Source organism: Demequina capsici (genome assembly GCF_032102965.1).
GTDB lineage: Bacteria > Actinomycetota > Actinomycetes > Actinomycetales > Demequinaceae > Demequina > Demequina capsici.
In genome coordinates, this window is record NZ_CP134880.1 from 2,958,065 (window position 1) to 2,983,551 (window position 25,487).

Genomic DNA, 25,487 nt, shown 5'->3' on the forward strand with positions numbered 1-25,487 from the left:
GCCGTCAAGCATCCCAGATCGGAGGTCCCGGTCCCTCGCGGAGGCGGTCCTCGCCCGTGCGGGAGACACGGCGACGGAGCACACCCCGGTTAGGATTTCGGCATGCCTCTGCCGTCCAGCCCGCGCCCGCGACCGGCGCCGATGCCCCCCACGGGGTCGTCGGTGCGGCGTCGACGCGACGGCGGGGCGAGGGCGATGCACCTGCCCGTGAGCAACGAGGTCTCCGCCGGAGGCATCGCGATCCGGGTCGAGGACGGCGTCGCGTACGCCGCGTGCATCGGCCGCCGCAACAGGGCGGGGCGCCTCGAATGGTGCCTTCCCAAGGGGCATATCGAGCAGGGTGAGACGCCGGAGATCGCGGCGGTGCGCGAGGTGGCGGAGGAGACCGGCATCACCGCCGAGATCATCCAGCCGATCGGCGTCATCGACTACTGGTTCACCGGCGACGACCGGCGCGTCCACAAGACGGTGCACCACTACCTGCTCGAGGCGCGAGGCGGGTCGATCACGACCGACAACGACCCCGACCACGAGGCCGAGGTCGCCGAGTGGGTCCCCCTGTCGCGCCTGGTCCAGCGGCTCGCCTTCCCCAACGAGCGGAAGATGGCGCAGGTCGCCGTGACCCTGCTGGCTCCCACGTGATCCGTCGGCTGCGCCCGCTGCTCGCGCTGATGCTGGCAGGGGCGCTGGCGGTCGCGCCCGCCGCGGCTCTGGGCGCGTCCGGGGCACAGGTGGCGCTCGCCTCTGCGGCGGCGCCTCAGATCACCGGGTCGATCACGACGGCCACTCCCACTGTGCTGACGGCGGCGTCCACGCTGCGGGTGACCGCGGACATCGTCAACGACGCGGACGACGCGGTCACCGGAAGCCAGGTGCATCTTCGGGTGACCGATGCGCCGTTGACGAGCCATGAGCAGATCGCCGACTTCCTCGACTCGCCCGAGTCGTACGGCCGTCACACCGTCGTGGAGTCCTCGCTGGGAGGCACGGTCGGGCTCGCCGGCCATGACGACCTCACGCTCACCCTCGCGGCCGACGCCACCACGCTCGACCTCCCGGCGGACGCCGCCGGCGTGTACGGAGTCACGGTCACGGTGGTGGGCGCGGACGGAGCCGTCAGCGTCGACGCGATGGTGGTCACGTGGGCGCCTGTCGACCTCCCCACGTTGCAGGTGGCCGCCGTCGCGACCGCGACCGGGACCTCCGCACGCGCCGCGGCCGTGACCGCCGCCGCGCCCCTGGCGGAGGTCGCCTATCTGGTGGACCCGACGGTCAACGACGCGCAGGCCGTCGCGTCGCACGAGATCTACCGCGTGCCGGCCGGCAGCCTCGATCTGACGTCGATGGCACGCGACGACGGTGCTGCGCTCGTCGACTACGCGGTCGGGGCCGCCAACGACGCCGCGGCCGCCGTCATGCGCACCGCACCGCTGATCGTGCCTGTCGCCGTCGCGGACCAGGCCACGCTCGACGCAGCGGCCGGCGCCGGGGCTGCGGCGGTGATCCTCGACCGCCGGTTCGATCTGCAGGGAGTGACGGGTGGAGACGACGCCTCCGTGGTCGACGTTCCGGCGGGCGACGGCTCCATCGCCGTGATCAGGCCCGACGAGACGCTCAGCACCGTGCTCGCCACGTACCGCCCCGGAACGGCGGCGGCGGCCAGCCGACTCGTCGCCGAGGCCGCGGTGTCCGCGCTCGCAGGCCGCGACACTCCCCTGGTCGTGTCTCCCGGACAGTCGTGGGTGCTGTCGGACACCGACGCGTCGATGCCGCTCCGGGCCCTCCTGAACGCTCCCTGGGTGGAGGCGGTGCCGCTGTCCGCTGCGCTCTCCGCACCCGACCGCCCCTCGGCGTCGGCAGCGAGCGCTTCCACGGGCACGGAGGACGACCTGCCGACCGACGCGATCGCTCAGCTGGACGACGCGCTGTCCGGGGTGCAGCTGATCGCAGCCTCGTCGGCGGACCCGACCGCGTCGCTCCAGGAGTACGCCTCACAGCTCCTGACCGCCGCGTCGCTCCAGTCCCGGGCGAACACCGGCACGCGCGCGGCGCTCATCGCCGGCGCGGTGGACACCGCGCATGACGCCATCGACGGACTCTCCATCGCGACCTCCGCCGAGCTCAACCTGATCGCCGCCAAGGGCGCGCTGCCGATCACGGTGCGCAACCTCGTGGACCAGGACGTGACCGTCGTCGTGAGCGCCACCACGGGTTCGCCGAACCTGCGGATCACAGGGCAGCCGACCGTCACCATCCCGGCAGGCGGCGAGACGGTGGTGCAGATCCCTGTGAGCGCCGTGTCCACCGCGAACGTGAAGGTGCGGGTGGTGCTGCGCGCGGAGACCGGCGAGAACCTGTCGGCGCCGCAGACCCTCACGGTGCGCGTGCGCGCCGACTGGGGCAACGCCGCCACGCTCGTGTTCTCGATCCTGCTGGCCCTCCTGCTCATCGCGGGCGTGATCAGGACGGTTCGCCGCGGACGGCGCGACACGCGCCTGAGCCCGGACGAGTTCACGTCGCTGCCCGATGGGTCGATGGTGTCCGACGCCTCGGACTCGGCGTCCGGCGCTCCCGAGGACGACGAGCCGAGCGACGACGCCGATCCCGCCGCACCTGTGGATGAGGACGCGATCGGCGGCGAGCCGCGCGACAATGCCTGACGTGACCTCACCCGAGCCGGACGACGCACCCGCGGTTCCACCGACCGGGCAGCGCATGAGCAGCCGGCAGCTGGGCCGATCCACCGCCATCATGGCGTCCGGCACGCTGGTGTCGCGGGTGCTCGGGCTCGTGCGCGGAGCGATGCTGGTGGCCGCCGTCGGGCTGACGGGCGCGGCCGCTGACGCATACGACCTCGCGAACAAGCTTCCGAACACGCTGTACGCGCTGCTCGCGGCCGGTGTGCTCAACTCCGCGCTGGTGCCCCAGATCGTGCGCGCCTTCCAGCAGCCGAACGGCAAGCGCATCGTGGACAGGATCCTCACCATCGGTGCCACGGCGTCCGTCGTCGCGGGCGTCGCGTTCACGGTGGCGGCCCCGATCATGGTGCGCCTGTACTCGTCGCACTGGAGCTCCGACCAGCTGGCGCTCGCCACCGGCCTGGCGTACTGGATCATCCCGCAGCTTACGTTCTACGGGCTCTACACCCTGCTCGGCGAGATCCTCAACGCGCGAGGGCAGTTCGGACCCTTCATGTGGTCCCCCGTGCTCTCGAACCTGATCTCGATCGCGGGCTTCGCGGCGTACATCGCGATGTTCGGACGCATCGGCGACCCTCCGCCGCCGCTCGCCATGTCCGCCTGGACCCCCGAGCGGATCGCCGTGCTCGGCAGCGTGGCCACGATCGGCATCGCGGCCCAGGCGCTGATCCTGATCATCCCGCTGGTGCGCGGCGGCTATCGCTGGCAGTGGCGCTGGCGTGGCGAACGGGGCGAGCTGACGACGCTGCGCACCGTGGTCACCTGGGCCCTCGCCGCCGTCGGCGTCGAGCAGCTGGGCGTGCTCCTCACCACGCGGGTCATGGCAGCGGCCGACACGTTCGCCCAGGGCTCCCACGCGGTGGTCGCCGGAAACGCCGCGTACTTCAACGCGATGATGATCTACATCGTCCCCCACTCGCTCGTGACCGTCTCGCTCCTCACGGCCCTGTTCACCTCCATGGCGCGAGCCCAGGCGCGCGGCGACACGCCTGGCCTGATCATGGAGATCTCACGGGGAGCGCGCCTGACCGGCGTCTTCGCGATCTGGGCGAGCGCCACGCTCGTCACGATCGGTCCGCTCGCCGTGCGCGTCCTGGTGCCCACAGCGTCGGCCGCCTCGGTCGACGCGACGACACCCGTGCTCCAGACCCTGGCGCTCGGCCTCGTCCCGCTCGGACTGATGGTGCTCGTCAAGCGTGTGCTGTTCGTCCTCGAGGACGCGCGGTCGATCTTCCTGGTGCAGATACCCATGACCATCACCTGGATCGCGGTCGCCTATGGCGCGCGACTTCTCGTGGATCCCCAGTGGTGGACGGTCGGCGTCGCCGCTGGGCTGGTCGCCTCGAACGTGGTCGCCGTCGTGCTGCGCACCTCCACGCTGCGACGCCGGCTCGGACGCCTCGACGGCCGACGCATCGGGACGGTCTACGGCCGGTCTGCCATCGCCGTGCTGCCCGCGATCGTGCTCGGCGTGCTCCTGATGCGCCTCGTCCCCTCGACCGCGCAGCTGAGCGGATGGGACGGTCTCATGGTCGCGGCCGGCGCCGGTCTCGGCATCGTGGCGGCGATGGGTCTCGTGTACGGGATCGGACTCAAGCTCCTGCACGTTCAGGAGTTGGATCAGGTCCTCTCGCCTGTGAAGCGGCTGGTTCGCCGCGTACGATAGACAAAGTTCGCAAGGCACTCCGTGCCTCGACAGAAGTTCACTCTTGGGGGTCATGACGTGCAGTCCGGTGTGACGCTGGCACGCCGCTTCACGCTCGTGTCCGAGGAGGCGTTCGACGTCCCCGGTGCGCGACGGTGGCAGTCCAAGGACTCCCGGCTCCGCAAGGACGCGACCGTGTTCACGCTGACCTGCGACGATCCCAACGCGGTGCTCGCGTCGGTCGCGCGCGTCACGTCCGTGCGGGACCCGCGACTGGTGCGGGTCGTCGCCAGCGGCCATGACGATGTCGAGGGGGCATCAGCGGCCTATGTCGTGGTCGATCGGCCTCGCGGCGTCGCGCTCGCACAGGTCCTGGCGCGCCACACCCTGCCGCCGCGACTCGCGGCAGCCATCGTCGGCTCGCTCGCGCGCGCTCTCGAGCCCTTGTCCACGCGGGGCATCCACCACGGGTCGATCAGGGACAGCGCGGTGGTCGTGGCGGACAGCGGCGTTCCCATCCTGTCCGGGCTCGGGATCGACAACGAGCTGCTCCATCAGGCCGGCGAGGGCGCGCCGCGCACCGAGGCCGCCGATGCGGACGCGCTCGCACGCCTCTACGTGCTCGCGCTCTCCGGCTGGCGCGGCGGTTCCGGCGCCGACCGCCCTGCGACACCCGAGGGGCTCGACGATCGTGCGCTTGAGGTGTTCCTCGGCGTGCTGGATGGCGCGGGACCCTCCACGCTGGCTGAGGTCGTCGACGCCTTCCCGCCGGACCACGGGGCGCTGCGGGGCTTCTCAGGCGCCGTGAAGGGGCTGCCGGTAAGGCCTGAGGTCGCGGAGGCCGAAGCGCTCGCCACCCTGGGCAAGGCGCCGTCGGAGCTTGTCGACGTGAGCACGCTGGAGAAGGCGGCGCACACGGCAGCGATCGCCGATGCGCTGGCGCTCAGCGCTCCAGACCTCGCCCCGGATGTCGCGAAGGACCATCTGGACGCCCTCGAGGCGGCCGTTCCGCCGGAGGAGCCGCCCGCAACCGCGTCGGAACCGGCCGCTGACGTCGTCCAGGTCGACTCACAGGGCGTCCCGATCGTCGAACGAGGCATGTTCGACGATCTCGAGGCGTACGACGAGATCGTGGAGGAGCAGAACGCGCTTCCCGCACCGTCCGTCTGGGAGGCGCTGCTCGAGCGCCTCCACCGCAGATGGCCCGACTCGGAGCGCGTGACACGCCTGCTGGAGCAGGCGCGCGTCAAGGCCTCCCAGCCCGGTCCCATCCCCACGCGGGCGCTCCTGCTGATCATCGGGGTCCTGCTGCTGATCGTCGCCGTCGTCACGTCGGTGTCCCTGCTGAAGGCTCCCCTGAACGTCCAGCAGGACCAGCACAACCTTCCGTCGAACACCTACCCGGCCTACACGTACGGCACGTCCGCGTCGGCATCCGCTTCGAACGGTTGACGGGTCCGGACGATGCCGGGCCCTCCGGCACGCCGCGCCTCCTCGGCTCCCGTCCCTGGCGACCACGGGGTCGAGCCGTGGTCCGCACGGAAGATACGGCGACTAGCATTCGTTGTGACACCCGGAAGACGTCCCTCCCCAGAACTCCGAGGATCCTCATGAGCGACATCCGCAATCTGATCATCGTGGGCTCAGGCCCCGCCGGCTACACGGCCGCCATCTATGCCGCACGCGCCGGCTTCCAGCCGCTGGTCGTGGCCGGTTCCATCACCGCCGGCGGCGCGCTGATGAACACCACCGAGGTGGAGAACTTCCCCGGCTTCGTCGAGGGCGTGCAGGGTCCGGAGCTGATGGAGACCCTTCAGGCACAGGCGGAGCGCTTCGGTGCCGAGGTCCTGTTCGACGACGTCACCGAGATGAGCCTGGAAGGCTCGGTCAAGACCGTCACCAGCGGCATGGGCAAGACGTACGAGGCGAAGGCGATCATCCTCGCCACCGGTTCCGCCTACCGCGAGCTCGGACTCGACGACGAGAAGCGCCTGTCGGGCAAGGGCGTGTCCTGGTGCGCCACCTGCGACGGCTTCTTCTTCCGCGACCAGGACGTCGTGGTGGTCGGTGGCGGCGACTCCGCCGTCGAGGAGGCGACCTTCCTCACCCGCTTCGCACGCAAGGTGTACCTGGTGCACCGTCGCGACGAGCTGCGCGCCTCGAAGATCATGGCCGACCGGGCCAAGGCGGACCCGAAGATCGAGTTCGTCTGGGACTCGCAGGTGGTGGGTCTCGACGGCGATGCAAAGGTCTCCGGCGTCCGAATCCAGAACGTCAAGACCGGGGTCGAGTCGACTCTCGACGCGACCGGCATCTTCGTGGCGATCGGGCACGTGCCGCGTTCCGAGCTGGTCAAGGGCGTCGTCGACACTGACGAGGCAGGATACGTCCTGGTAGAGGGCCGTACGACGGCCACCAACGTCGACGGTGTCTTCGCCTGTGGCGATCTGGTGGACAACAGGTATCGCCAGGCGATCACCGCCGCGGGCTCCGGCTGCGCTGCGGCGCTCGACGCACAGCACTGGCTGGATGCGCACGGCGACCAGGCGGGCCCCACCGTCGATGTGACGGCGGACACGGCGCCCGAGGTGCCCGTGCACAACGCTCCGGTGCCCGCGACCGTCGACTCGTTCCAAACCGAGGTGCTCGAGTCCCCGATCCCTGTGGTCGTCGACTTCTGGGCCGCCTGGTGCGGGCCCTGCCGTGCAGTGGCCCCCATCCTCGACGAGCTCGCGGAGGAGTACGCCGGCCGGGTCAAGGTCGTGAAGGTGGACACCGACGCGAACGGCTCGCTGGCGGCGGCGTACGGCATCACGTCGATCCCCACGATGATGTTCTTCTCCGGTGGGCAGGCCGTGAAGTCTGTCGTCGGCGCGAAGCCGAAGCCGTCGCTCGTCTCGCTGTTCGACGAGGTGCTCGACGCGGCCACCGCGTCAGCCTGACGACCTGCTTCCCGTCTCCGGGAGCCCGGTCACCGCACACGGTGGCCGGGCTCCTGCGCGTCGTGGCACCGTGATTGGAGCCCTCCCGCGCGCGCAGGCGGTGTCCATTCGGTCCTGACCGGCACGTCATGCGAGACTGGCGCGCATGAGCATCTCGGACAACGGTGGCACTCGTCTCGACCCCTGGTACGGGTCGTACGCCGCACGCGCGCATGAGATGCGCGCGTCCGAGATCCGAGCGCTCTTCGCGGTCGCCAGCCGACCCGAGGTGGTCTCGCTCGCGGGCGGCATGCCATACATCGGCGGCCTCCCCCTGGAGGAGATCGGCGAGATGATGAAGCGCCTGGTCGTCGAGCAGGGCGAGGTCGCGTTGCAGTACGGCTCCGGCCAGGGCGACGAGGGCCTGCGGGAGCGGATCCTCGACGTGATGGCGCTCGAAGGGATCTCCGCGCACCCGGACGATGTGGTGGTCACCACCGGCTCGCAGCAGGCCCTCGACCTGGTCACCAACATCTTCATCGACCCCGGCGACGTGATCGTCGCGGAGGCGCCGTCCTACGTCGGCGCTCTCGGTGTGTTCCGCGCCAGGGAGGCCACGGTAGTCCACGCTCCCATGGACGCCGACGGACTCATCCCCAGTGAGCTCGACGCCACGCTCACCCGCCTGAAGGGCGAGGGGCGGCGCGTGAAGTTCCTGTACACCGTGCCCAACTTCCACAACCCCGCCGGCGTGACCCTGTCGCTCGAACGCCGCCCGCAGGTGCTCGAGATCTGCAGGCGACACGGCGTCCTGGTGCTGGAGGACAACCCCTACGGCCTTCTCGGATTCGATCGGGAGCCGATGCCTGCGCTTCGGTCGATGGACGACGAAGGGGTCATCTACCTGGGATCTTTCTCCAAGACGTTCGCTCCGGGGTTCCGTGTCGGGTGGGCGGTCGCGCCTCACGCCGTGCGTGAGAAGCTCGTGCTCGCCTCGGAGGCGGCCATCCTCTCTCCGTCGAATGCGAGCCAGCTCGCGATCCGCAGCTACCTGGACCATCACGACTGGCAGGGACAGATCAAGAGCTTCCGCGAGCAGTACCGGGAGCGCAGGGATGCGACGATCTCTGCGCTGCAGGAGCACATCCCGGAGGCGACGTGGAATGTCCCCGACGGTGGCTTCTACGTGTGGGTCAAGCTCCCCGAGGGCCTGGACGCCAAGTCGATGCTTCCGCGAGCCATCACCGCACGCGTCGCCTACGTGGCTGGATCCGCGTTCTACATCGACGGGTCCGGCACCGACCACATGCGGCTGTCCTTCTGCTATCCGACGCCGGATCGCATCCGTGAGGGCGTGAGGCGCCTCGCCACCGTGGTGGACGCCGAGCTCGAGACCGTACGCATCTTCGGCACCTCCGGCACGGGAGGAACCGACACCGTCGACTTCCCGGCCCCCGACCTGAACTGAGCCACGGCAAGGCTCACGAGAGAGGACCTACCTCATGCACGCAATGATCCTGGCCGGCGGTCTCAGCCACGAGCGTGACGTCTCCATCCGTTCCGGTCGGCGCGTCATGGAGGAGCTCCGCGACGCGGGCGTGGAGGTCTCGATGCACGACGTCGACCACGACCTCATCCCCGCGCTCACCACGGGGTCCGTCGACGTCGTCTGGCCGCTGCTGCACGGCGCCTCCGGCGAGGACGGTTCGTTGCAGGCACTCCTCGAGGTGCTCGAGGTGCCCTACGTCGGAACCACCTCGCAGGCCGCCCGCGTGGCGTGGAACAAGTCGGTGGCCAAGGCCGTGCTCGCACGCAACGGCATCAAGACGCCCGCCGCGATCACCATGCCGCAGTCGCTGTTCCGCGAGGTGGGAGCCGAGCAGATGCTCGACTCGATCGCCGAGCGCCTGGGCCTCCCGCTCGTAGTGAAGCCGGTGCGTGGCGGCTCGGCGCTCGGACTCTCGATCGTGCGCACCCGGGACGATCTTGCGCGCGCCATGGTCCACTGCTTCGCCTACGGCGACATGGCTCTCATCGAGAAGTTCGTGGAGGGCACCGAGGTCGCGATGAGCGTGATCGGCAGCGGTGCGGAGGCCCGCGCGCTTCCCGGGGTGGAGGTGTGCGCAGAGCAGGGCACCTACGACTACGACGCCCGGTACAACCCTGGTCGCATCGAGTACTTCGCTCCGGCGCGCCTCACCGAGGAGCAGGCCGAGGTGGTCGCGGAGACCGCGCTGCGCGTGCACCGCACCATGGACCTGCGAGACCTCTCCCGCGTGGACATCATCCTGGACAAGGAGGGTGAGGCTCAGGTGCTCGACATCAACATCACTCCTGGCATGACCGAGACCTCGCTCATGCCGCAGTCGATCGCTGCCGCGGGCATGCCGCTGCGCGAGCTGTACTACGCGATCGTCGCCTCGGCTGCTGCGCGCGGCGCCTGAGCTCACGGGCGGCCGGTGCTGCGGCCGCGACCCCGGCGCCAGTGTGCCTCGTCCTTCGGTGGCATCGCCACGTGCGGGACAGCGCGGACGGGTGACGACGCGCCAGCGTCAGCCCTCTGTGGACGGTGCGCTGCCCAGGATCCCCGGGTCGTCGGGAGCGAGGATCGAGATGATGCGGTTGAGATCGTCGACCGTCGCGAAGTCGATCGTCACCTTGCCGCGAGAACGCCCGAGCTGAACCTTGACCCTGGTGTCGAACCTGTCCCCAAGCCTCGATGCGAGGCTGTCGAGCGCCTCCGTACGCCCACCGGCCCTCACCGCGCCCTGCCGCGCGGGCGTCGGAACCTCCACGCCCAGAGTGACGGCCTCCTCCGTCGCGCGCACCGACAGACCTTCGGCGACGATCCTCTGAGCGAGGTGCTCCATCGCGGCCGGGTCGGGGAGACCAAGCAGCGCACGCGCATGTCCAGCGCTCAGCACGCCGGCAGCCACGCGCCTCTGCACGAGCGGGGGAAGCCTGAGCAGACGCAGGGTGTTCGAGATCTGGGGACGGGATCGGCTGATGCGCGAGGCGAGCTGCTCGTGCGTGATCCCGAAGTCGTCGAGGAGCTGCTGGTATGCGGCAGCCTCCTCGAGCGGGTTGAGCTGGCTGCGATGAAGGTTCTCGACCAGCGCGTCACGCAACATGTCCACGTCATCCGTGGACCGCACGATCGCCGGCACGGCCTCGAGGCCTGCCTCCTTCGACGCCCTGAGCCGCCGCTCGCCCATGATGAGCTCGTAGCCGTCACCCACAGGGTTGGGACGCACGACGATCGGCTGCAGCACGCCGATCTGCTTCACGGACGCGACCAGCTCGGCCATCGCGTCCTCGTCGAAGACTGCGCGCGGCTGTCGCGGATTGGGAACCACCGAGTGCGGGTCGATGTGAGCGAAACGTGCTCCCGGTACCGGAACGAGACCCTCGTCATCGTCGGAAGCCGAAGCTCCTCGTGTCTGCGCCGTCGTGACCTGAGGGATGGTGCCGGTACCGGCGAAGAAGACGTCCGAGGGGCGTTCCCCTTGCGGCGTGGAGGACTCCTCGGTCGGGATGAGCGCTCCGAGGCCTCGACCCAGACCCCGCTTGGGCTTGCTCACTGCTGTCCTCCGGTCTCGGCAGAAGCCGCGCCTACCGCCCCGCGGGCGGCGATCTCACGCGCGATGGCCAGGTAGGCCACCGCTCCCGACGAGGTCGGGTCGTACGTCATCACGGTCTGTCCGAAGCTCGGAGCCTCGGACACACGCACCGAACGTGGCACGGTCTGCTCCAAGGTCTCCTTCGGGAAGTGCCCTCGCACCTCGGAGGCGACCTCGCGAGCCAGATTGGTCCGTGCGTCGAACATGGTCAGCACGATGGTGGACACATGGATCGACGGGTTGAGGTGCTTCTTCACCATCTCGACCGTCTTGATGAGCTGGGTCAGACCCTCGAGTGCGTAGTACTCGCACTGGATAGGGATCAGCACCTCTGTCGCGACGACCATCGCGTTCAGCGTGAGCAGGCCAAGGCTGGGTGGGCAGTCGACGATCACGTAGTCGAGCTGCTTCCCCGCCCCACTGAGAAGCTCCTTGAGCGCGTCGTGAAGGCGGAACTCTCGGCGGACCATCGACACGAGCTCGATGTCTGCGCCCGCGAGGTCGATCGTCGCGGGCACGCACCACAGCGTCGGGATGTCCGGGCAGCGCTGCGCGACACGAGCCAGCGGAGTCTCCTCGAGCAGCACCTCGTAGATCGACGGGGTGCCCGACCTGTGATCCACTCCCAGGGCGGTGGACGCGTTTCCTTGCGGATCAGCGTCGATCACCAGCACGTTCGCGCCACGGCTCGCCAGAGCAGCGGCGAGGTTGACTGACGTCGTGGTCTTGCCGACTCCGCCCTTCTGGTTCGAGACCGTGATGATGCGGGTGCGAGGGGGTCGCGGGAAATCCGCATCCTCCAGCTCCCGACGCAGCAGCTCGGTCTCCCATAGCTCCTTGCCGACCGGGCTGTCCTCCCCTGGCGCGAAATCGTCGGGCGTCGTTTCACGTGAAACATCGCTCGCCTCCCGTGCGTGGTCCGCCATCGTCGCGAAGTCGAGGTCCGCAGCGCGCTGTGCGGGGAGTCGCGGCAGGCTCGGCCGTGCGACGTCACCTCGCCATGCGTCGGCGGCTCCGAGCGTGGAGCCGCCGGCCATGGATGTCTCACGACCGTCTGTCACGGGTCCTCCTTGGTTCTGCCTACATCGTGATGGCGCACCACTGCTCGTTGAAGCTTGCGTGGGTGACGCCGTTGATCGCGCGAAGCGAGCTTGGTCTTGCGGGCTGTTTCACGTGAAACACTCAGCGAAGCAACCCCCGGATCAGCCAGACTACCTGCGCGCAGCCGCGGTTTCATCCGCACGTTCAGGAGAGATCTGTGGACAACCGGCTGGGGAGAACGCCTCTCACGCACGAATCGGCTGTGGACAGACGGTGTGGAGAACTCGCGCGGGTTGATCGGCCGGGTGGACGCGTCACCCGCCTGGGGTGCGCCGTGGCAATGCTCCGGCGACCTCCGCCTTGCCGAGCGACGCAATGAAGCGGTGTCTCACGTGCCCCTCCTGGTCCCACCCCGAGGCGACCAGGTGCCGTCGGACATCGGAGGCTGGCAACGAGCCGACCCGACGGATCGACGCGCAGGAGATTCGCCCGACCGTTCCGTCTAGTGCTTCGCCTGCCGCGAGAGCCTCACCACGCGGGTGGGCTCCAACCCCTCAAGGGTGCCCGCCTCAAGGACCTCGCCCGTCATACGGTGCTTCCGCAGCGCGTACTTCGCGCGCTCCAGCTCGTCCGCGGCAGACCTTCCCTTCAGGAGCACCATGTGCCCCTCGGGAGCAAGCAACGGCGCGCACCACTTGATCAGCTTGTCGACGCTCGCGACAGCACGAGCCGTGATGATGTCCCCCTCAACGCTCTCGCGGACCTCCTCAGCCCTGCCTCTCACCACGATCACGTTCTCGATGCCCACGTTGCGCGAGGCCTCGAGCAGCCACTGGACACGACGTTCCATCGGCTCCACCAGGATCACGCGACGGTCCGGCTCCATCGCGGCGATGACCATGCCGGGCAGCCCCGCCCCGGAGCCCACGTCGACAAGGGTTCCCGCACCGAGGAACGGAGCGATCGCAGCCGAGTTCAGGATGTGGCGCTCCCAGATGCGTTCAAGCTCGCGCGGACCGATCAGGCCCCGAAGCACTCCTTGGTCGGCCAGGAGCTCCGCGAAGCCGCGAACGCGACCATAGGTAGGGCCGAAGAACTCTGCGACCTCGAGCGACCCCTCGAGCGGATCGTTCTCGAGCGTGCGCGGGATCGCCTCGTCGTTCTCCTCGTGGCTGCTGTCGGTCATCGATCTCCCTTGTTTCACGTGAAACAGTAGCGCGCCGCCACACCCGTGATGGGCGAGGCGGCGCGCTGGTCAGCGTACGGTCAGGAGGCGGGAAGAACCACGACGTAGCGGTTCGGGTCCTCGCCCTCGGACTCTGAGCCAAGGCCCGCGGCCAGGACGACATCGTGCACCACCTTGCGCTCGAAGGCGTTCATCGGCGGCATCGCGAGGCGGGTGCCAGTCTCGCGAACCTTTGCCACCGCTTCGCGCGCCTGCTCGGCGAGGCGCTCACGGCGTCCCGCGCGGAAGTCGGCCACGTCGAGCATCAGGCGGCTGATCTCGCCGGTCTCCGCCTGGACGGCAAGGCGAGCCAGATCCTGAAGCGCGTCGAGCACCTCTCCGTCCGGCCCGACCAGACGCTTCAGGTCCTGGCTGGGTCCGTCGGCGACCACAGCGACCTTGGCGCGGCCGGCCTCGACCGAGATGTCGATGTCGCCATCCATGTCAAGGATGTCAAGCAGCTCCTCAAGGAAGTCCGCCGCCGCGTCGCCCTCGGACTCGAGGCGAGCGGTGTCCTTCTCGTCAGTCATGTTTCCTGCCGTTTCTCGTGAGGCCGCATGATGCGGCCGCCGTGTGGTCGCTAGCGCTTCTTGCGGTTCTTGCGCTTGGGCTGCTGGCGCTGGCCGCTCGTGGTCGACTCGTCCTCGACGACGGTGACGTCGGTACCCTCGCCGTCCACCGTGGCGGCGGTGATGCCCTTGCGCTTGGCCTTCTCGGCGCGGCGCTCCTTCAGGCGACGTTCAGCCTCGGAACCGGGCGTCGGGTTGTTGCGGATCACGTAGAACTGCTGCCCCATGGTCCACAGGTTCGTGGTGGTCCAGTAGATGAGCACGCCGACGGGGAAGTTGGGCCCGGACAGCACGAAGATGAAGGGAAGGATGTACATCAGGATCTTCTGCTGCTGAGCCATCGGGCCTTCGAGCGCAGAGGCCGGCATGTTCTTCTGCGTCAGCTGGTGCTGCGTGAGGAACGTCGTCGCAACCATGGCGACGATGAGCACCGCGGAGAGGATCTTGGCCGACGTGCTGCTGCCCGTGCTGAGGAACGTCTCGGAGAGCTGGGCCCCGAAGAGCGTCGCATTGTGCGCGGAGTCGATGAGCTCCTGAGAGAGCAGACCGATCGTGCCGCGGTCGCCCTCGAGCCAGTAGTTGAGCACACGGAAGAGCGCGAAGAAGATCGGCGTCTGGATCAGCAGGGGAAGGCACGACGAGAACGGGTTCGTCTTGTGCTTGGCGTAGAGCTCCATCGTCTCGCGGCTCATCGCCTCGCGAGATGCCTGGTCCTTCTTGCCCTTGTACTTGTCCTGGACCGCGCGCAGCTCGGGAGCGATGACCTGCATGGCCCTGGACGCCTTGATCTGCTTCACGAACAGCGGGATCAGGGCGATGCGGATCGTCACCACCAGACCGACGATGGCGAGCGCCCACGTGATGCCCGCGTCAGGGTTCATGCCCAGGAACGAGAGTCCCTGGTGCCAGATCACCATGACGTTGGCGACGAGCCACTCAAGTGGGTAGAGGATCGTGGAGAGGAAGTCCATGAAGAGATGCCTATTCGTGTCGGTCGACTGGCGTAGAGGTTACAGGCTCGCCGTGCGTGCATGCGGTGGACTCGTGCTTGCGGAACAGCGGCATTCCCACTTCCGGAACGTCGTCCACTCCCCCGTTGCTCCAGGGATTGCAGCGAAGCACGCGCCAGACTGCGAGAGCGGTGCCCTTGATCGCACCATGACGGCGCAATGCCTCGAGCCCATAGTGCGAGCACGACGGGTAGTACTTGCAGCGGGGAGCGATCCATGGTGAGACCGTGAGCTGGTAGGCGCGCACGATCCCGATCAGCAGCAACCGCGGTGCTGCGACGATCCCGGACCTGACCACCGAGGCGGTCACAGTGAGGCCTTCCGCAGCGCGGACGATGCGGCGTCCCGCAGATCGCGCCGCAGGGTCTCGTACGAGGAGCCGGCGGCCGGGGGGAGTGCGCGCACCACCAGATGCGTTCCTGCCGGCAGCGTGGGGAGAAGCTCGGCGGCGATCGCGCGGAGTCGTCTCTTCACCCGGTTGCGCACCACCGCGACTCCAACCGCTCTAGAAACGGCGAAACCGGCAATGCTGGACGCATCGCCGGTTCGCTCCACATAGACCACCATGGTCTTGCGACCGCTCCTCGACCCGCGGCGCATCGCGGACCGGAAGTCCGCGGCCGCCCTGAGTCGGGAGTCGGCCTTCAGCACTTAGGCCGACAGGGCGCCGCGGCCCTTGCGGCGACGCGACGCGAGGATCGCGCGCCCGGCACGGGTGCGCATACGCAGGCGGAAGCCGTGCGTCTTGGCGCGCTTACGGTTGTTCGGCTGGAAAGTCCGCTTGCTCACGGGAATGCTCCAAAAAGATCATGGGGGATGAGGTCACATCAGCGCACCAACGTTACGCGCTCGCGCGTGACCGGTCAAATTCCACCGCCCTCGGAGCGGTACCGACCCGAAACGTATAGAGTCCATCATCGCAGGGCGGGGGGCCGGGAGCGACACGCTGCTTCCCAAGTAACGAGTCCATGACGTAGTCTCAACGGCCTGTGTAGAACTCTGTGGATGACGAGCGGTAGGGGATCAGGTGACCGAGCAGGCGAGCGCGCCCGGGATCGACGAGGTCTGGCGCCAAGCGCTCGAGCACCTGGTGCAGGACGGCGGGGTCAGCGCCCAGCACAGGTCCTTCCTCAGGCTCGTGAAGCCCCTCGCGGTCGTCGAGGACAACGTCTTCCTCGCAGTCGCCGAGGACTTCACCAAGAACTACATCGAGTCCACGCTTCGAGGCGGAGTGACCGAGGCGTTGTCCCAGGTGATCGGCCGTGACATACGCATCGCCGTGACCGTCGACGCGTCCGTCGTCCCGCCCGAGGTCGTCGTGCCGGAGCCCGCCGACGACGCGGATGCCTCGGCCGCACGCAAGGCTCCCACCGCGCCGACGCCGATCTCCCGGACTGTCGAGCCGGTGCCCGACCCGCACCTCAATCCCCGCTACACGTTCGACACGTTCGTCATCGGATCCTCGAACCGCTTCGCGCACGCTGCGGCGCTGGCGGTGGCCGAGTCGCCGGGCAAGACCTACAACCCTCTGTTCATCTACGGAGGCTCCGGGCTCGGCAAGACGCACCTGCTCCACGCGATCGGTCATTACACACGACAGATCAAGCCGCAGACCAGGGTCAGGTACGTGAACTCCGAGGAGTTCACCAACGACTTCATCAACTCGATCCGCGACGATCGCTCGCTCACCTTCAAGCGCACGTACCGCGAGGTGGATGTGCTGCTGATCGACGACATCCAGTTCCTGCAGGGCAAGGAGCAGACGCTCGAGGAGTTCTTCCACACGTTCAACGCGCTGCACAACGCCGGCAAGCACGTCGTCATCACCTCGGACGTCAGCCCTCGCCACCTCGACGGCATCGAGGAGCGCATGCGGACCCGGTTCGAGTGGGGCCTCATGACCGACGTGCAGCCGCCGGACCTCGAGACGCGCATCGCGATCCTTCGCAAGAAGGCCCAGGCCGACGACGTGGCGGCGCCGGGTGATGTGCTCGAGTACATCGCCTCCAACATCACGAGCAACATCCGCGAGCTCGAAGGCGCGCTGATCCGCGTCACCGCGTTCGCCGCGCTGAACAAGCAGAACGTCGACCTGTCGCTCGCGCAGGTGGTGCTGAAGGACCTGATCAGCGACAACGACTCCGAGATCACAGCCTCGTCGATCATCGGGACGACGGCCGACTACTTCGGCATCACGATGGACGAGCTGACAGGAACGTCGCGGTCCCGCGTCTTCGTGACGGCCCGCCAGATCGCCATGTACCTCTGCCGGGAGCTGACGGATCTGTCGCTGCCGAAGATCGGCGAGCACTTCGGAGGCAAGGACCACACCACCGTCATGTACTCGGTGAAGAAGGTCGAGGACCAGATCGCGCAGCGTCGCCAGATGTACAACCAGGTCAACGAGATCCACGCGAGGGTCAAGCAGCAGTCGCGCGGTTGACGCGCCACCTGACGACGCTCCCGCCGAGGCCGTCGGCCTCCCGCTCGGAGATCCAGCGCTCCACCGGTTGCTCGGTCTGCTTGCTCGACCTGTGACTTCCCCAGGGAAGGTGCCGACACGACCTCGTGTCACATGAAATCGGGCTCTAGATATCACAGATCGACCACTCATGCACACCTGGGGAAAAGCCTGTGAGTTCTTGTGAACGACGTCTCCATGCTCAAGGGACAACCTGTGAACGACAAGAAGTTTCTTGTGAGTTCCGATGCGCTCTCCACTGACGGAATCACATCCTCCTCAGAGCGATCCACGTCACGTCCACAGCCACGAATGATCGACTACCAGCGCCGATGACGGTAATCCCCAGAATCCACCGCCCCTATGACCACTACTCGTACCTTCTTGTCATTCCTCCCCAGACGACCTTCATGACGCATCGCGCCACGCTCCCCCGCACCCCTGGCGCCGCATGCGATCTGGCGTAGTCTGTGGCGCAGACACAAGGAGAGACCCATGAAGTTTTCCGTCGATCGCGACGTTCTCACCGACGCCGTGATGTGGACGTCGCGCGCCGTTCCGGCACGCCCACCAGTCCCCGTCCTCGCCGGCGTCCACCTCGAGGCTGACGCCACCGGCGTCGTCCGTCTGTCGAGCTTCGACTACGAGGTCTCCGCGCGCGGCGAGTTCGCCGCCGACGTCGAGACCCCTGGCGAGGTGCTCGTCTCCGGTCGTCTTCTCCGTGACATCGCCAACGCCCTGCCGCACAAGCCGGTGCAGTTCGAGCTCGACGGCACCAAGGTCTCCGTGACCTGTGGCGCCTCACGGTTCACGCTTGCGACGATGCCGGTGGACCAGTACCCCGATCTCCCGCAGCTGCCCGAGCAGTCCGGCACCATCGACGGCACCGAGTTCCAGCACGCGGTCGCTCAGGTGAGCGTGGCGGCGTCCCGCGATGAGACGCTGCCGATCCTGACGGGAATCCGTATCGAGATCGAGGGATCGCACGTCTCGCTCCTCGCGACCGACCGGTACCGACTCGCGTTGCGCGAGCTGTCGTGGAAGCCGTCGGCCTCCGACGCGTCCGCTATCGCGCTCGTCCGAGCGAAGACCCTGACCGACACAGCCAAGGCGCTTGGCGCCGGCGACGTCACGGTGGCACTGAGCTCTGGCCAGGGCGTCGACCTCGTCGGCTTCTCCGCCGGCGGCCTGGTCACGACCTCCCTGCTCATGGACGGCGACTACCCCCAGGTCCGACGCCTGTTCCCCGACGAGAGCCCGATCACGGCGGTCGTGCGCACGCAGGACATCATCGACGCGACCAAGCGCGTGTCGCTCGTGGCGGAGCGCAACTCGTCCGTGCGGCTGGCCTTCATCGACGGCGAGGTCACCCTCGACGCCGGGCAGACCGAGGACGCACAGGCGTCCGAGGCGCTCGAGGCGACCGTTGAGGGCGGCGACATCACGGTCGCGTTCAACCCGCAGTACCTGCTCGACGGCCTAGGTGCCCTTGGCACCGAATATGTCCGCTTCGGGTTCACGCAGGAGACGAAGCCTGTCGAGTTCATCGGGCTGTCCGAGCCTGGTGGCGACCTCGCATCCGAGTTCCGCTACCTTCTGGTGCCCATCCGCATCGCATCCTGATCCTCGAGGATGCGCGTCACCCACCTCCAGCTGGCCGACTTCCGTTCCTACGGGAGCCTCGATCTGGCGCTCGCGCCTGGCGTCACGACATTCGTCGGCCGCAACGGGCAGGGGAAGACGAACCTGGTCGAGGCGATCCGGTATCTGTCCACCCTGTCCTCGCACAGGGTCGCGACCGATGCGCCGCTGCTGAGGTTCGGCTCCGAGCGGGCGGTGATCGGTGCGCGCATCGAGAAGAACGGTCGCGCGCTCTCGCTTGAGGTGACCCTCGCTGCCGGGCGCCCGAACACGGCCCGACTCAACCGAGGCCAGGCCCGCCCCCGCGATCTGCTCGGAGTGCTCCGCACGGTCGTCTTCGCGCCGGAGGATCTTGCGCTCGTGAAGGGAGATCCCGCCGGGCGCCGTCAGCTGATGGACGAGCTCGTCGTCGCGTTGCAGCCCGCCATGGCCGGCGACCTCTCGGACTACGATCGGGTGCTGCGTCAACGAGGATCCATGCTGAAGACCGCCAAGAACGCGCGCGGCGACCTGACGATGCTCGACATCTGGGACGAGAAGCTCGCCGAGCTGGGTGGACGGATCGTCGCGGCGCGACGACGAGCGGTCGCCGCGCTTGCGCCGCACGTGTCGGCTGCCTACACGGACGTCGCGCCAGAAGGTGGCCGATGCCAGCTCGCCTACGCCACCTCGCTGGACGCGCCCGCCCACCGCGACGCCGAACCGGTGGAGCCTCTGCCTGAAGGTGCACCTGCGGACCTCATCGAGGCACGCCTGCTGGGCAGGCTTCGTACGCTCCGGCAGCAGGAGATCGACCGCGGTGTCAACCTGGCGGGGCCCCACAGGGATGATCTCGACATCATCCTCGCTGGTATGCCAGCGAAAGGCTACGCGAGCCATGGCGAGAGCTGGTCCTGCGCGCTGGCTCTTCGTCTGGGAACCTATGCGCTGCTGACCGCCGAAGGCGGCCCGGATGACGATCCTGATGGCGAGCCCGTGCTGATCCTCGACGATGTCTTCGCCGAGCTCGACGCCGGTCGGCGTGCGGCGCTCGCCCACCGGCTCTCGTCTGCGCGTCAGGTGCTCATCACCGCAGCGGTCGCCGACGACGTGCCGGCCGAGCTGGCGGCGCACCCCGCCGGTTCGGCGACGATCCGCGTCGCCAAGGACGGACTCAGCGCGGCCGTGCCTGACGAGGTCGGTCTGGATGGCGCCGCTCCGGGGGAGGACCCGCAGCATGGCTGACGACGAGGTCGAACCCGCCGCCGATCTCGAGGATGCCCCGCTCCGGTCGGCTCAGGACATCGCGCGCGAGGCCATGCAGCGAGCACGCGAGTCCGCGCGCGAACGCGGTGCCCGGGTGGGCAGTCCACGGGCCGCCCGCCGCGACCGACACCTGAAGCGCGAGCAGACCGACCGGGACGCGCTCCCCTACGGCAAGGGTCGTGACCCGCAGCCGATGTCCGACGCGGTGGCGGCGCTCATGCGTCGCATGGGATGGGCGGAGCAGATCGAGATCACCTCGGTGACGGCGCGTTGGCGCGAGGTGGTCGGCGACCAGATCGCCGACCGCTGCGAGCCGCTCGGCTTCGAGGACGGAGTGCTCACGGTCAAGGCCTCGACCACCGCGTGGGCCACGCAGCTCACGCTCATGAAGGGCCAGCTGACCCATCGGCTCAACGAGGAGTTCGGGCGCGACCTGGTGAAGGACCTCAAGGTGCTGGGTCCGACGGCTCGCTCGTGGACCAAGGGCCGCCGCACCGTCAAGGGGCGCGGCCCCCGCGACACCTATGGGTGATCCGCCGCAGACCCCTTGACACGCCGCCCCTGACGTGCACGATCTGAGAACGCCGAAGTATCGGTGGGGCGCGACTGCCGAATAGCGTCGGAATCGGCCCAAAATCGCCCGTAGAGCCACTAGAATGATCCGAGATATGTCGCGTGCCGTCTCAGGCCGCGACAGGGGCTTGAAAGGCGATCCACGTGGCTGAAGACGACGTCAAGTCGGGCACGTCCGACTACGGCGCGAGCAACATCACCGTCCTGGAGGGCCTCGAGGCCGTCCGCAAGCGTCCGGGAATGTACATCGGTTCCACGGGCGAACGCGGTCTCCACCACCTCGTGTACGAGGTCGTGGACAACTCTGTGGACGAGGCGCTCGCCGGCTACTGCGACACCATCACCGTCACGCTCATGGCCGACGGCGGCGTGCGGGTCACGGACAACGGTCGAGGCATCCCGGTGGACGTCCACCCGACCGAGGGCAAGCCGACCGTCGAGGTCGTCATGACCATCCTCCACGCCGGCGGGAAGTTCGGCGGCGGCGGATACGCGGTGTCGGGTGGTCTGCACGGCGTCGGCATCTCGGTGGTCAACGCGCTCTCCTACAAGGTCGAGACCGAGGTGCGCCGCCAGGGTCATGTGTGGCGTCAGAGCTTCGCCGACGGCGGCAAGCCACAGGGCACCCTGATCCAGGGTGAGGAGACGGACGCGACCGGAACCACCCAGACCTTCTGGGCGGACCCGGAGATCTTCGAGACCACCGTCTATGACTACGAGACGCTCCGCGCCCGGTTCCAGCAGATGGCCTTCCTCAACAAGGGCCTCACCATCATCCTCACCGACGAGCGTGCCGAGCACATCGTGGCGGAGGACGACGAGGTCGCCGACGACGAGGCTGCACCCACCTCCCGCACCGTCACCTACCGCTACGACGGCGGCCTGGTCGACTATGTGGCCCACCTCAACTCGACCAAGAAGGCCGAGGAGGTGCACCCGGAGATCATCAGCCTCGAGGCCGAGGACACCGAGAAGAAGATCTCGCTCGAGATGGCCATGCAGTGGACCACCGCCTACTCCGAGTCCGTGTTCACGTACGCGAACACGATCGCGACGACTGAGGGCGGCACGCATGAGGAGGGCTTCCGCGCCGCGCTCACCACCCTCATCAACAAGTACGCACGTGAGAAGAACCTGCTCAAGGAGAAGGACGACAACCTCACCGGTGACGACGTCCGCGAGGGCCTGACCGCCGTCATCTCCGTCAAGCTCGGCGAGCCGCAGTTCGAGGGCCAGACCAAGACCAAGCTGGGCAACACCGAGGCCAAGACCTTCGTGCAGCGCATGGTCGGCGAGCAGCTCACTGACTGGCTCGACGCGCACCCGAACGAGGCGCGCGAGATCGTCCGCAAGTCGATCCAGGCGTCGGCCGCCCGCATGGCCGCTCGCAAGGCGCGCGAGGCGACCCGCCGCAAGGGCCTGCTCGAGTCGGGCGGCATGCCTGGCAAGCTGCGCGACTGCTCGTCGAAGGACCCGTCGATCTCCGAGATCTTCCTGGTCGAGGGCGACTCCGCAGGCGGGTCCGCCGTCCGCGGCCGCAACCCTGCGACCCAGGCGATCCTGCCGCTTCGGGGCAAGGTGCTCAACGTCGAGCGCGCCCGTCTGGACCGCGCACTCGGCAACGCCGAGATCCAGGCGCTGTTCACGGCTTTCGGCTCGGGCATCGGCGACGAGTTCGACATCGACAAGGCGCGCTATCACAAGATCGTGCTGATGGCCGATGCCGACGTCGACGGCCAGCACATCCGCACGCTGCTGCTCACGGTCCTGTTCCGCTACATGCGTCCGCTCATCGAGGCCGGGTACGTGTACCTGGCGCAGCCTCCCCTCTACCGCGTGAAGTGGTCGAACGCCGAGCACGAGTACGCCTTCAGCGACCGTGAGCGGGACGCGTTCGTCAAGGCGGGGCTCGAGGCCGGCCGCAAGCTCCCCAAGGAGAACGGCATCCAGCGCTACAAGGGTCTGGGCGAGATGGACTACTCGGAGCTGTGGGAGACCACGATGGACCCCGAGACCCGCACCCTCCTGCAGATCACCATGGACGACGCCGCCCTGGCGGACGAGACGTTCTCCATCCTCATGGGTGAGGACGTCGAGGCACGCCGCAGCTTCATCCAGCGCAACGCGAAGGACGTGAGGTTCCTTGACATCTGAGGTCCACAACCACGGAGCGATCGAGAAGGTCGATCTCAATGTGGAGATGCAGCAGTCCTACCTGGACTACGCCATGTCCGTCATCGTCGGCCGTGCCCTTCCGGACGTCCGTGATGGCATGAAGCCCGTCCACCGTCGCGTGGTCTACGCGATGTACGACGGCGGCTACCGACCGGACCGCGCGTTCTCCAAGTGCACGCGCATCATCGGCGAGGTGATGGGCAACTATCACCCCCACGGTGACTCCGCGGTCTACGACACCTTGGTCCGCATGGTCCAGGACTGGTCGCTGCGGTACCCGCTGGCCGACGGCCAGGGCAACTTCGGCTCCCCCGGCAACGACCCTGCGGCCGCCCACCGATACACCGAGTCCCGCATGGCGCCGATCGCCATGGAGATGGTCCGGGACATCGACAAGGACACCGTCGACTTCCAGGACAACTACGACGGCCGCACGCAGGAGCCTGTGGTCCTGCCGTCCCGCTTCCCGAACCTGCTGGTCAACGGCTCGGCCGGCATCGCCGTCGGCATGGCGACTAACATCCCGCCGCACAACCTGCGCGAGGTCGCCGACGGCGTCCAGTGGTACCTGGACAACCCGGGCGCCACCCGCGAGGAGCTGCAGGAGGCGCTGATCGCGCGGATCAAGGGCCCGGACTTCCCCACGGGCGCGATGATCCTCGGACGCAAGGGCATCGAGGAGGCCTACCGCACCGGTCGCGGCTCCATCACGATGCGCTCCGTGGTCAACGTCGAGGAGATCCAGGGCCGCCAGTGCCTGGTGGTCACCGAGCTGCCGTACCAGGTCAACCCCGACAACCTCGCCCTGAAGATCGCCGAGCTGGTCAAGGACGGCAAGGTCACCGGCATCGCCGACATCCGTGACGAGACGTCCGGCCGCACCGGCCAGCGACTCGTGATCGTGCTCAAGCGCGACGCGGTCGCGAAGGTCGTGCTGAACAACCTGTACAAGCACACCCAGCTCCAGGAGAACTTCGGCGCCAACATGGTGGCGCTGGTGGACGGCGTACCGCGCACGCTCTCCGTCGACCAGTTCGTGAAGCACTGGGTCACGCACCAGATCGAGGTGATCCAGCGCCGCACCGCGTACCGTCTCCGCGAGGCCGAGCGCGAGGCGCACATCCAGCGCGGATACGTGAAGGCGCTCGACAAGCTGGACGAGGTCATCGCGCTCATCCGGCGCTCCCCGTCAGCCGACGAGGCGCGTCAGGGCCTGATCGAGCTGCTCGACGTGGACGAGGTCCAGGCCGATGCAATCCTCAACCTGCAGCTGCGCCGCCTTGCCGCCCTCGAGCGCCAGTCGATCGAGGAGCGCTACGCGAAGCTCATGGAGGAGATCAAGGAGCTGCAGATCATCCTCGGCTCCGAGGACCGTCAGCGTTCCATCGTCTCCGAGGAGCTCACCGAGATCGTCCGCAAGTTCGGCGACGAGCGACGCACCGAGGTGTCGCCGTTCGACGGCTCCGTGGACGTCGAGGATCTGATCGCCGAGGAGGAGATGGTCGTCACCATCACCCGCGGTGGCTACGCGAAGCGCACCCGCTCCGACCAGTACCGTGCGCAGAAGCGTGGTGGCAAGGGCATCCGAGGCGCCTCGCTGCGCTCGGACGACACCGTCGACCACTTCTTCGTCACGACGACGCATCACTGGCTGCTGTTCTTCACGAACCTGGGCCGCGTCTACCGCGCCAAGGCGTACGAGCTGCCGGAGGGCGGTCGCGACGCGAAGGGCCAGCACGTGGCGAACATGCTGGCGTTCCAGCCCGGCGAGGAGATCGCCCAGGTCATGGAGCTCAAGACGTACCAGGACAAGCCGTATCTGGTGCTCGCCACCAAGCGCGGCCTGGTCAAGAAGACCGACCTGGAGGCGTACGACTCCAACCGCAGCGGCGGACTCATCGCCATCAACCTGCGCGAGGTCGAGGGCGAGGACGGCGAGACGCGTCCGGACGAGCTGATCGCCGCGCGCCTGGCCGGCCCCGAGGACGACCTCATGCTGGTCAGCCGCAAGGGCCAGTCGCTGCGCTTCCACGCCTCCGACGACGAGCTCCGATCGATGGGCCGCGCCACGTCCGGCGTGAAGGGCATGTCCTTCCGCGACGACGACGAGCTGCTCGCCATGGACGTCATCCTCGCCGGCACGGCCGAGGCCGCGGAGGACGCCGACGTCGAGGTGGAGGTCGACGAGGACGCGATCCTCGGCGACGGTCCGTACTCGTTCGTCGTCACGGCCGCCGGCTACGCCAAGCGGACCTCTGCGTCCGCCTGGTCCGCGAAGCACCGTGGCGGATTGGGCGTGAAGGTCGCCACCCTCACCGAGGAGCGCGGCGACCTCGTGGGCGCCATGCTCGTCGAGGACACCGACGAGGTGCTCGTCATCATGGAGTCCGGCAAGGTCATGCGCTCGCCCGTGTCCGAGGTCCCCGTCAAGGGCAAGAACACGATGGGCGTCATCTTCGCCAAGCCCGGCAAGAACGACCGCATCATCGGCATCGCCCGCAACGTCGAGCGCAACCTCGGCGACGACGAGGCAGATGACGAGGCCGGCGAGGGCGTAGTCGTCGAGGGTGCAGCCGTCGACACCACGTCAGCCGCTACGGTTGCGGTCGAGGGTGCGGCTGCGGAGGCCGAGGCGCCCGGCGCCGACAGCGCGGAGTAGTCC

21 protein-coding genes and 1 pseudogene are annotated in these 25,487 nt (G+C 68.2%); 14 read left to right on the top strand and 8 right to left on the bottom strand.

Features of this window, described 5'->3' with window-relative positions:
* The first annotated feature begins 102 nt into the window (after window positions 1–102).
* From RN607_RS14035 to RN607_RS14070, 8 genes and pseudogenes are all read left to right on the top strand, one after another.
* Window positions 103–642, top strand: coding sequence for an NUDIX hydrolase (locus tag RN607_RS14035; protein ID WP_313498276.1), 540 nt, complete (start codon window positions 103–105; stop codon window positions 640–642).
* The gene (locus RN607_RS14040) at window positions 639–2,660 is read left to right on the top strand and encodes a DUF6049 family protein (protein ID WP_313543270.1); all 2,022 of its coding nucleotides are present in this window, start codon (window positions 639–641) and stop codon (window positions 2,658–2,660) included. The genes RN607_RS14035 and RN607_RS14040 overlap by 4 nt, the downstream gene beginning before the upstream one ends.
* Window position 2,661: 1 nt before the next feature.
* Window positions 2,662–4,365, top strand: coding sequence for a murein biosynthesis integral membrane protein MurJ (murJ, locus tag RN607_RS14045; RefSeq protein WP_313543272.1), 1,704 nt, complete (start codon window positions 2,662–2,664; stop codon window positions 4,363–4,365).
* A gap of 21 nt (window positions 4,366–4,386) precedes the next feature.
* Window positions 4,387–5,796, top strand: a complete 1,410-nt coding sequence (locus RN607_RS14050; protein WP_313543274.1) for a protein kinase family protein — start codon at window positions 4,387–4,389, stop codon at window positions 5,794–5,796.
* A 158-nt stretch (window positions 5,797–5,954) separates the two neighbouring features.
* A pseudogene (trxB, locus tag RN607_RS14055) lies at window positions 5,955–6,932 on the top strand (thioredoxin-disulfide reductase); the annotation flags it as partial.
* Window positions 6,933–7,007: 75 nt separating this feature from the next.
* On the top strand, window positions 7,008–7,286 hold the full coding sequence (trxA, locus tag RN607_RS14060) for a thioredoxin (protein ID WP_313501764.1): 279 nt from the start codon (window positions 7,008–7,010) through the stop codon (window positions 7,284–7,286).
* Between the two features lie 145 nt (window positions 7,287–7,431).
* The gene (locus RN607_RS14065) at window positions 7,432–8,733 is read left to right on the top strand and encodes an aminotransferase-like domain-containing protein (RefSeq protein ID WP_313543276.1); all 1,302 of its coding nucleotides are present in this window, start codon (window positions 7,432–7,434) and stop codon (window positions 8,731–8,733) included.
* 34 nt (window positions 8,734–8,767) lie between these two features.
* A complete protein-coding gene (locus RN607_RS14070; RefSeq protein WP_313498290.1) occupies window positions 8,768–9,709 on the top strand; it encodes a D-alanine--D-alanine ligase family protein in 942 nt (313 codons plus the stop codon).
* 108 nt (window positions 9,710–9,817) lie between these two features.
* On the opposite strand, the gene RN607_RS14075 is transcribed toward RN607_RS14070, so the two are convergent.
* The 8 genes from RN607_RS14075 to rpmH all read right to left on the bottom strand — a co-directional run bounded on the left by RN607_RS14075 (window position 9,818) and on the right by rpmH (window position 15,519).
* Entirely contained in the window at window positions 9,818–10,846 is a 1,029-nt protein-coding gene (locus RN607_RS14075; protein WP_313543278.1) for a ParB/RepB/Spo0J family partition protein, read from the bottom strand.
* On the bottom strand, window positions 10,843–11,946 hold the full coding sequence (locus RN607_RS14080; protein ID WP_313543279.1) for a ParA family protein: 1,104 nt from the start codon (window positions 11,944–11,946) through the stop codon (window positions 10,843–10,845). Before RN607_RS14080 ends, RN607_RS14075 begins: the two co-directional genes overlap by 4 nt.
* Before the next feature lie 482 nt (window positions 11,947–12,428).
* Window positions 12,429–13,112 (bottom strand): 16S rRNA (guanine(527)-N(7))-methyltransferase RsmG, encoded by a 684-nt coding sequence (gene rsmG / locus RN607_RS14085; protein WP_313543280.1) that lies wholly within the window; start codon window positions 13,110–13,112, stop codon window positions 12,429–12,431.
* 80 nt (window positions 13,113–13,192) lie between these two features.
* Window positions 13,193–13,681, bottom strand: coding sequence for a Jag family protein (locus RN607_RS14090; RefSeq protein WP_313543281.1), 489 nt, complete (start codon window positions 13,679–13,681; stop codon window positions 13,193–13,195).
* A 50-nt stretch (window positions 13,682–13,731) separates the two neighbouring features.
* Window positions 13,732–14,691: a membrane protein insertase YidC gene (yidC, locus tag RN607_RS14095; protein ID WP_313498303.1), complete on the bottom strand. Its 960-nt coding sequence runs from the start codon at window positions 14,689–14,691 to the stop codon at window positions 13,732–13,734.
* Between the two features lie 10 nt (window positions 14,692–14,701).
* Window positions 14,702–15,040 carry a membrane protein insertion efficiency factor YidD gene (gene yidD / locus RN607_RS14100; RefSeq protein ID WP_313498305.1) on the bottom strand — a complete coding sequence of 113 codons (339 nt, stop codon included), beginning with the start codon at window positions 15,038–15,040 and terminating at the stop codon, window positions 14,702–14,704.
* Complete coding sequence (gene rnpA, locus RN607_RS14105; RefSeq protein ID WP_313545444.1) at window positions 15,037–15,330, bottom strand: ribonuclease P protein component; 294 nt, start codon at window positions 15,328–15,330, stop codon at window positions 15,037–15,039. Before rnpA ends, yidD begins: the two co-directional genes overlap by 4 nt.
* A 51-nt stretch (window positions 15,331–15,381) precedes the next feature.
* Window positions 15,382–15,519: a 50S ribosomal protein L34 gene (rpmH, locus tag RN607_RS14110; protein WP_313498307.1), complete on the bottom strand. Its 138-nt coding sequence runs from the start codon at window positions 15,517–15,519 to the stop codon at window positions 15,382–15,384.
* Window positions 15,520–15,757: 238 nt separating this feature from the next.
* Here rpmH and dnaA point away from each other — a divergent pair, with 238 nt between their 5' ends.
* The 6 genes from dnaA to gyrA all read left to right on the top strand — a co-directional run bounded on the left by dnaA (window position 15,758) and on the right by gyrA (window position 25,484).
* Complete coding sequence (dnaA, locus tag RN607_RS14115) at window positions 15,758–17,173, top strand: chromosomal replication initiator protein DnaA (RefSeq protein ID WP_376784195.1); 1,416 nt, start codon at window positions 15,758–15,760, stop codon at window positions 17,171–17,173.
* A gap of 513 nt (window positions 17,174–17,686) precedes the next feature.
* On the top strand, window positions 17,687–18,814 hold the full coding sequence (dnaN, locus tag RN607_RS14120; RefSeq protein WP_313498309.1) for a DNA polymerase III subunit beta: 1,128 nt from the start codon (window positions 17,687–17,689) through the stop codon (window positions 18,812–18,814).
* Between the two features lie 9 nt (window positions 18,815–18,823).
* Complete coding sequence (recF, locus tag RN607_RS14125; RefSeq protein WP_313543283.1) at window positions 18,824–20,056, top strand: DNA replication/repair protein RecF; 1,233 nt, start codon at window positions 18,824–18,826, stop codon at window positions 20,054–20,056.
* A complete protein-coding gene (locus RN607_RS14130) occupies window positions 20,049–20,609 on the top strand; it encodes a DciA family protein (RefSeq protein WP_313543285.1) in 561 nt (186 codons plus the stop codon). Before recF ends, RN607_RS14130 begins: the two co-directional genes overlap by 8 nt.
* A 185-nt stretch (window positions 20,610–20,794) precedes the next feature.
* A complete protein-coding gene (gene gyrB / locus RN607_RS14135; RefSeq protein WP_313543287.1) occupies window positions 20,795–22,804 on the top strand; it encodes a DNA topoisomerase (ATP-hydrolyzing) subunit B in 2,010 nt (669 codons plus the stop codon).
* A 46-nt stretch (window positions 22,805–22,850) separates the two neighbouring features.
* Entirely contained in the window at window positions 22,851–25,484 is a 2,634-nt protein-coding gene (gene gyrA, locus RN607_RS14140) for a DNA gyrase subunit A (protein WP_313545447.1), read from the top strand.
* Window positions 25,485–25,487 lie beyond the last annotated feature (3 nt).

Coding starts and splice junctions, on each gene's coding strand:
- RN607_RS14035 (WP_313498276.1), top strand. CDS start 103: ATGCCTCTGCCGTCCAGCCCGCGCCCGCGACCGGCGCCGATGCCCCCC.
- RN607_RS14065 (WP_313543276.1), top strand. CDS start 7,432: ATGAGCATCTCGGACAACGGTGGCACTCGTCTCGACCCCTGGTACGGG.
- RN607_RS14070 (WP_313498290.1), top strand. CDS start 8,768: ATGCACGCAATGATCCTGGCCGGCGGTCTCAGCCACGAGCGTGACGTC.
- rsmG (WP_313543280.1), bottom strand. CDS start 13,112: ATGACCGACAGCAGCCACGAGGAGAACGACGAGGCGATCCCGCGCACG.
- RN607_RS14090 (WP_313543281.1), bottom strand. CDS start 13,681: ATGACTGACGAGAAGGACACCGCTCGCCTCGAGTCCGAGGGCGACGCG.
- yidC (WP_313498303.1), bottom strand. CDS start 14,691: ATGGACTTCCTCTCCACGATCCTCTACCCACTTGAGTGGCTCGTCGCC.
- rnpA (WP_313545444.1), bottom strand. CDS start 15,330: ATGCGCCGCGGGTCGAGGAGCGGTCGCAAGACCATGGTGGTCTATGTG.
- dnaN (WP_313498309.1), top strand. CDS start 17,687: ATGAAGTTTTCCGTCGATCGCGACGTTCTCACCGACGCCGTGATGTGG.
- recF (WP_313543283.1), top strand. CDS start 18,824: ATGCGCGTCACCCACCTCCAGCTGGCCGACTTCCGTTCCTACGGGAGC.
- RN607_RS14130 (WP_313543285.1), top strand. CDS start 20,049: ATGGCTGACGACGAGGTCGAACCCGCCGCCGATCTCGAGGATGCCCCG.
- gyrA (WP_313545447.1), top strand. CDS start 22,851: ATGCAGCAGTCCTACCTGGACTACGCCATGTCCGTCATCGTCGGCCGT.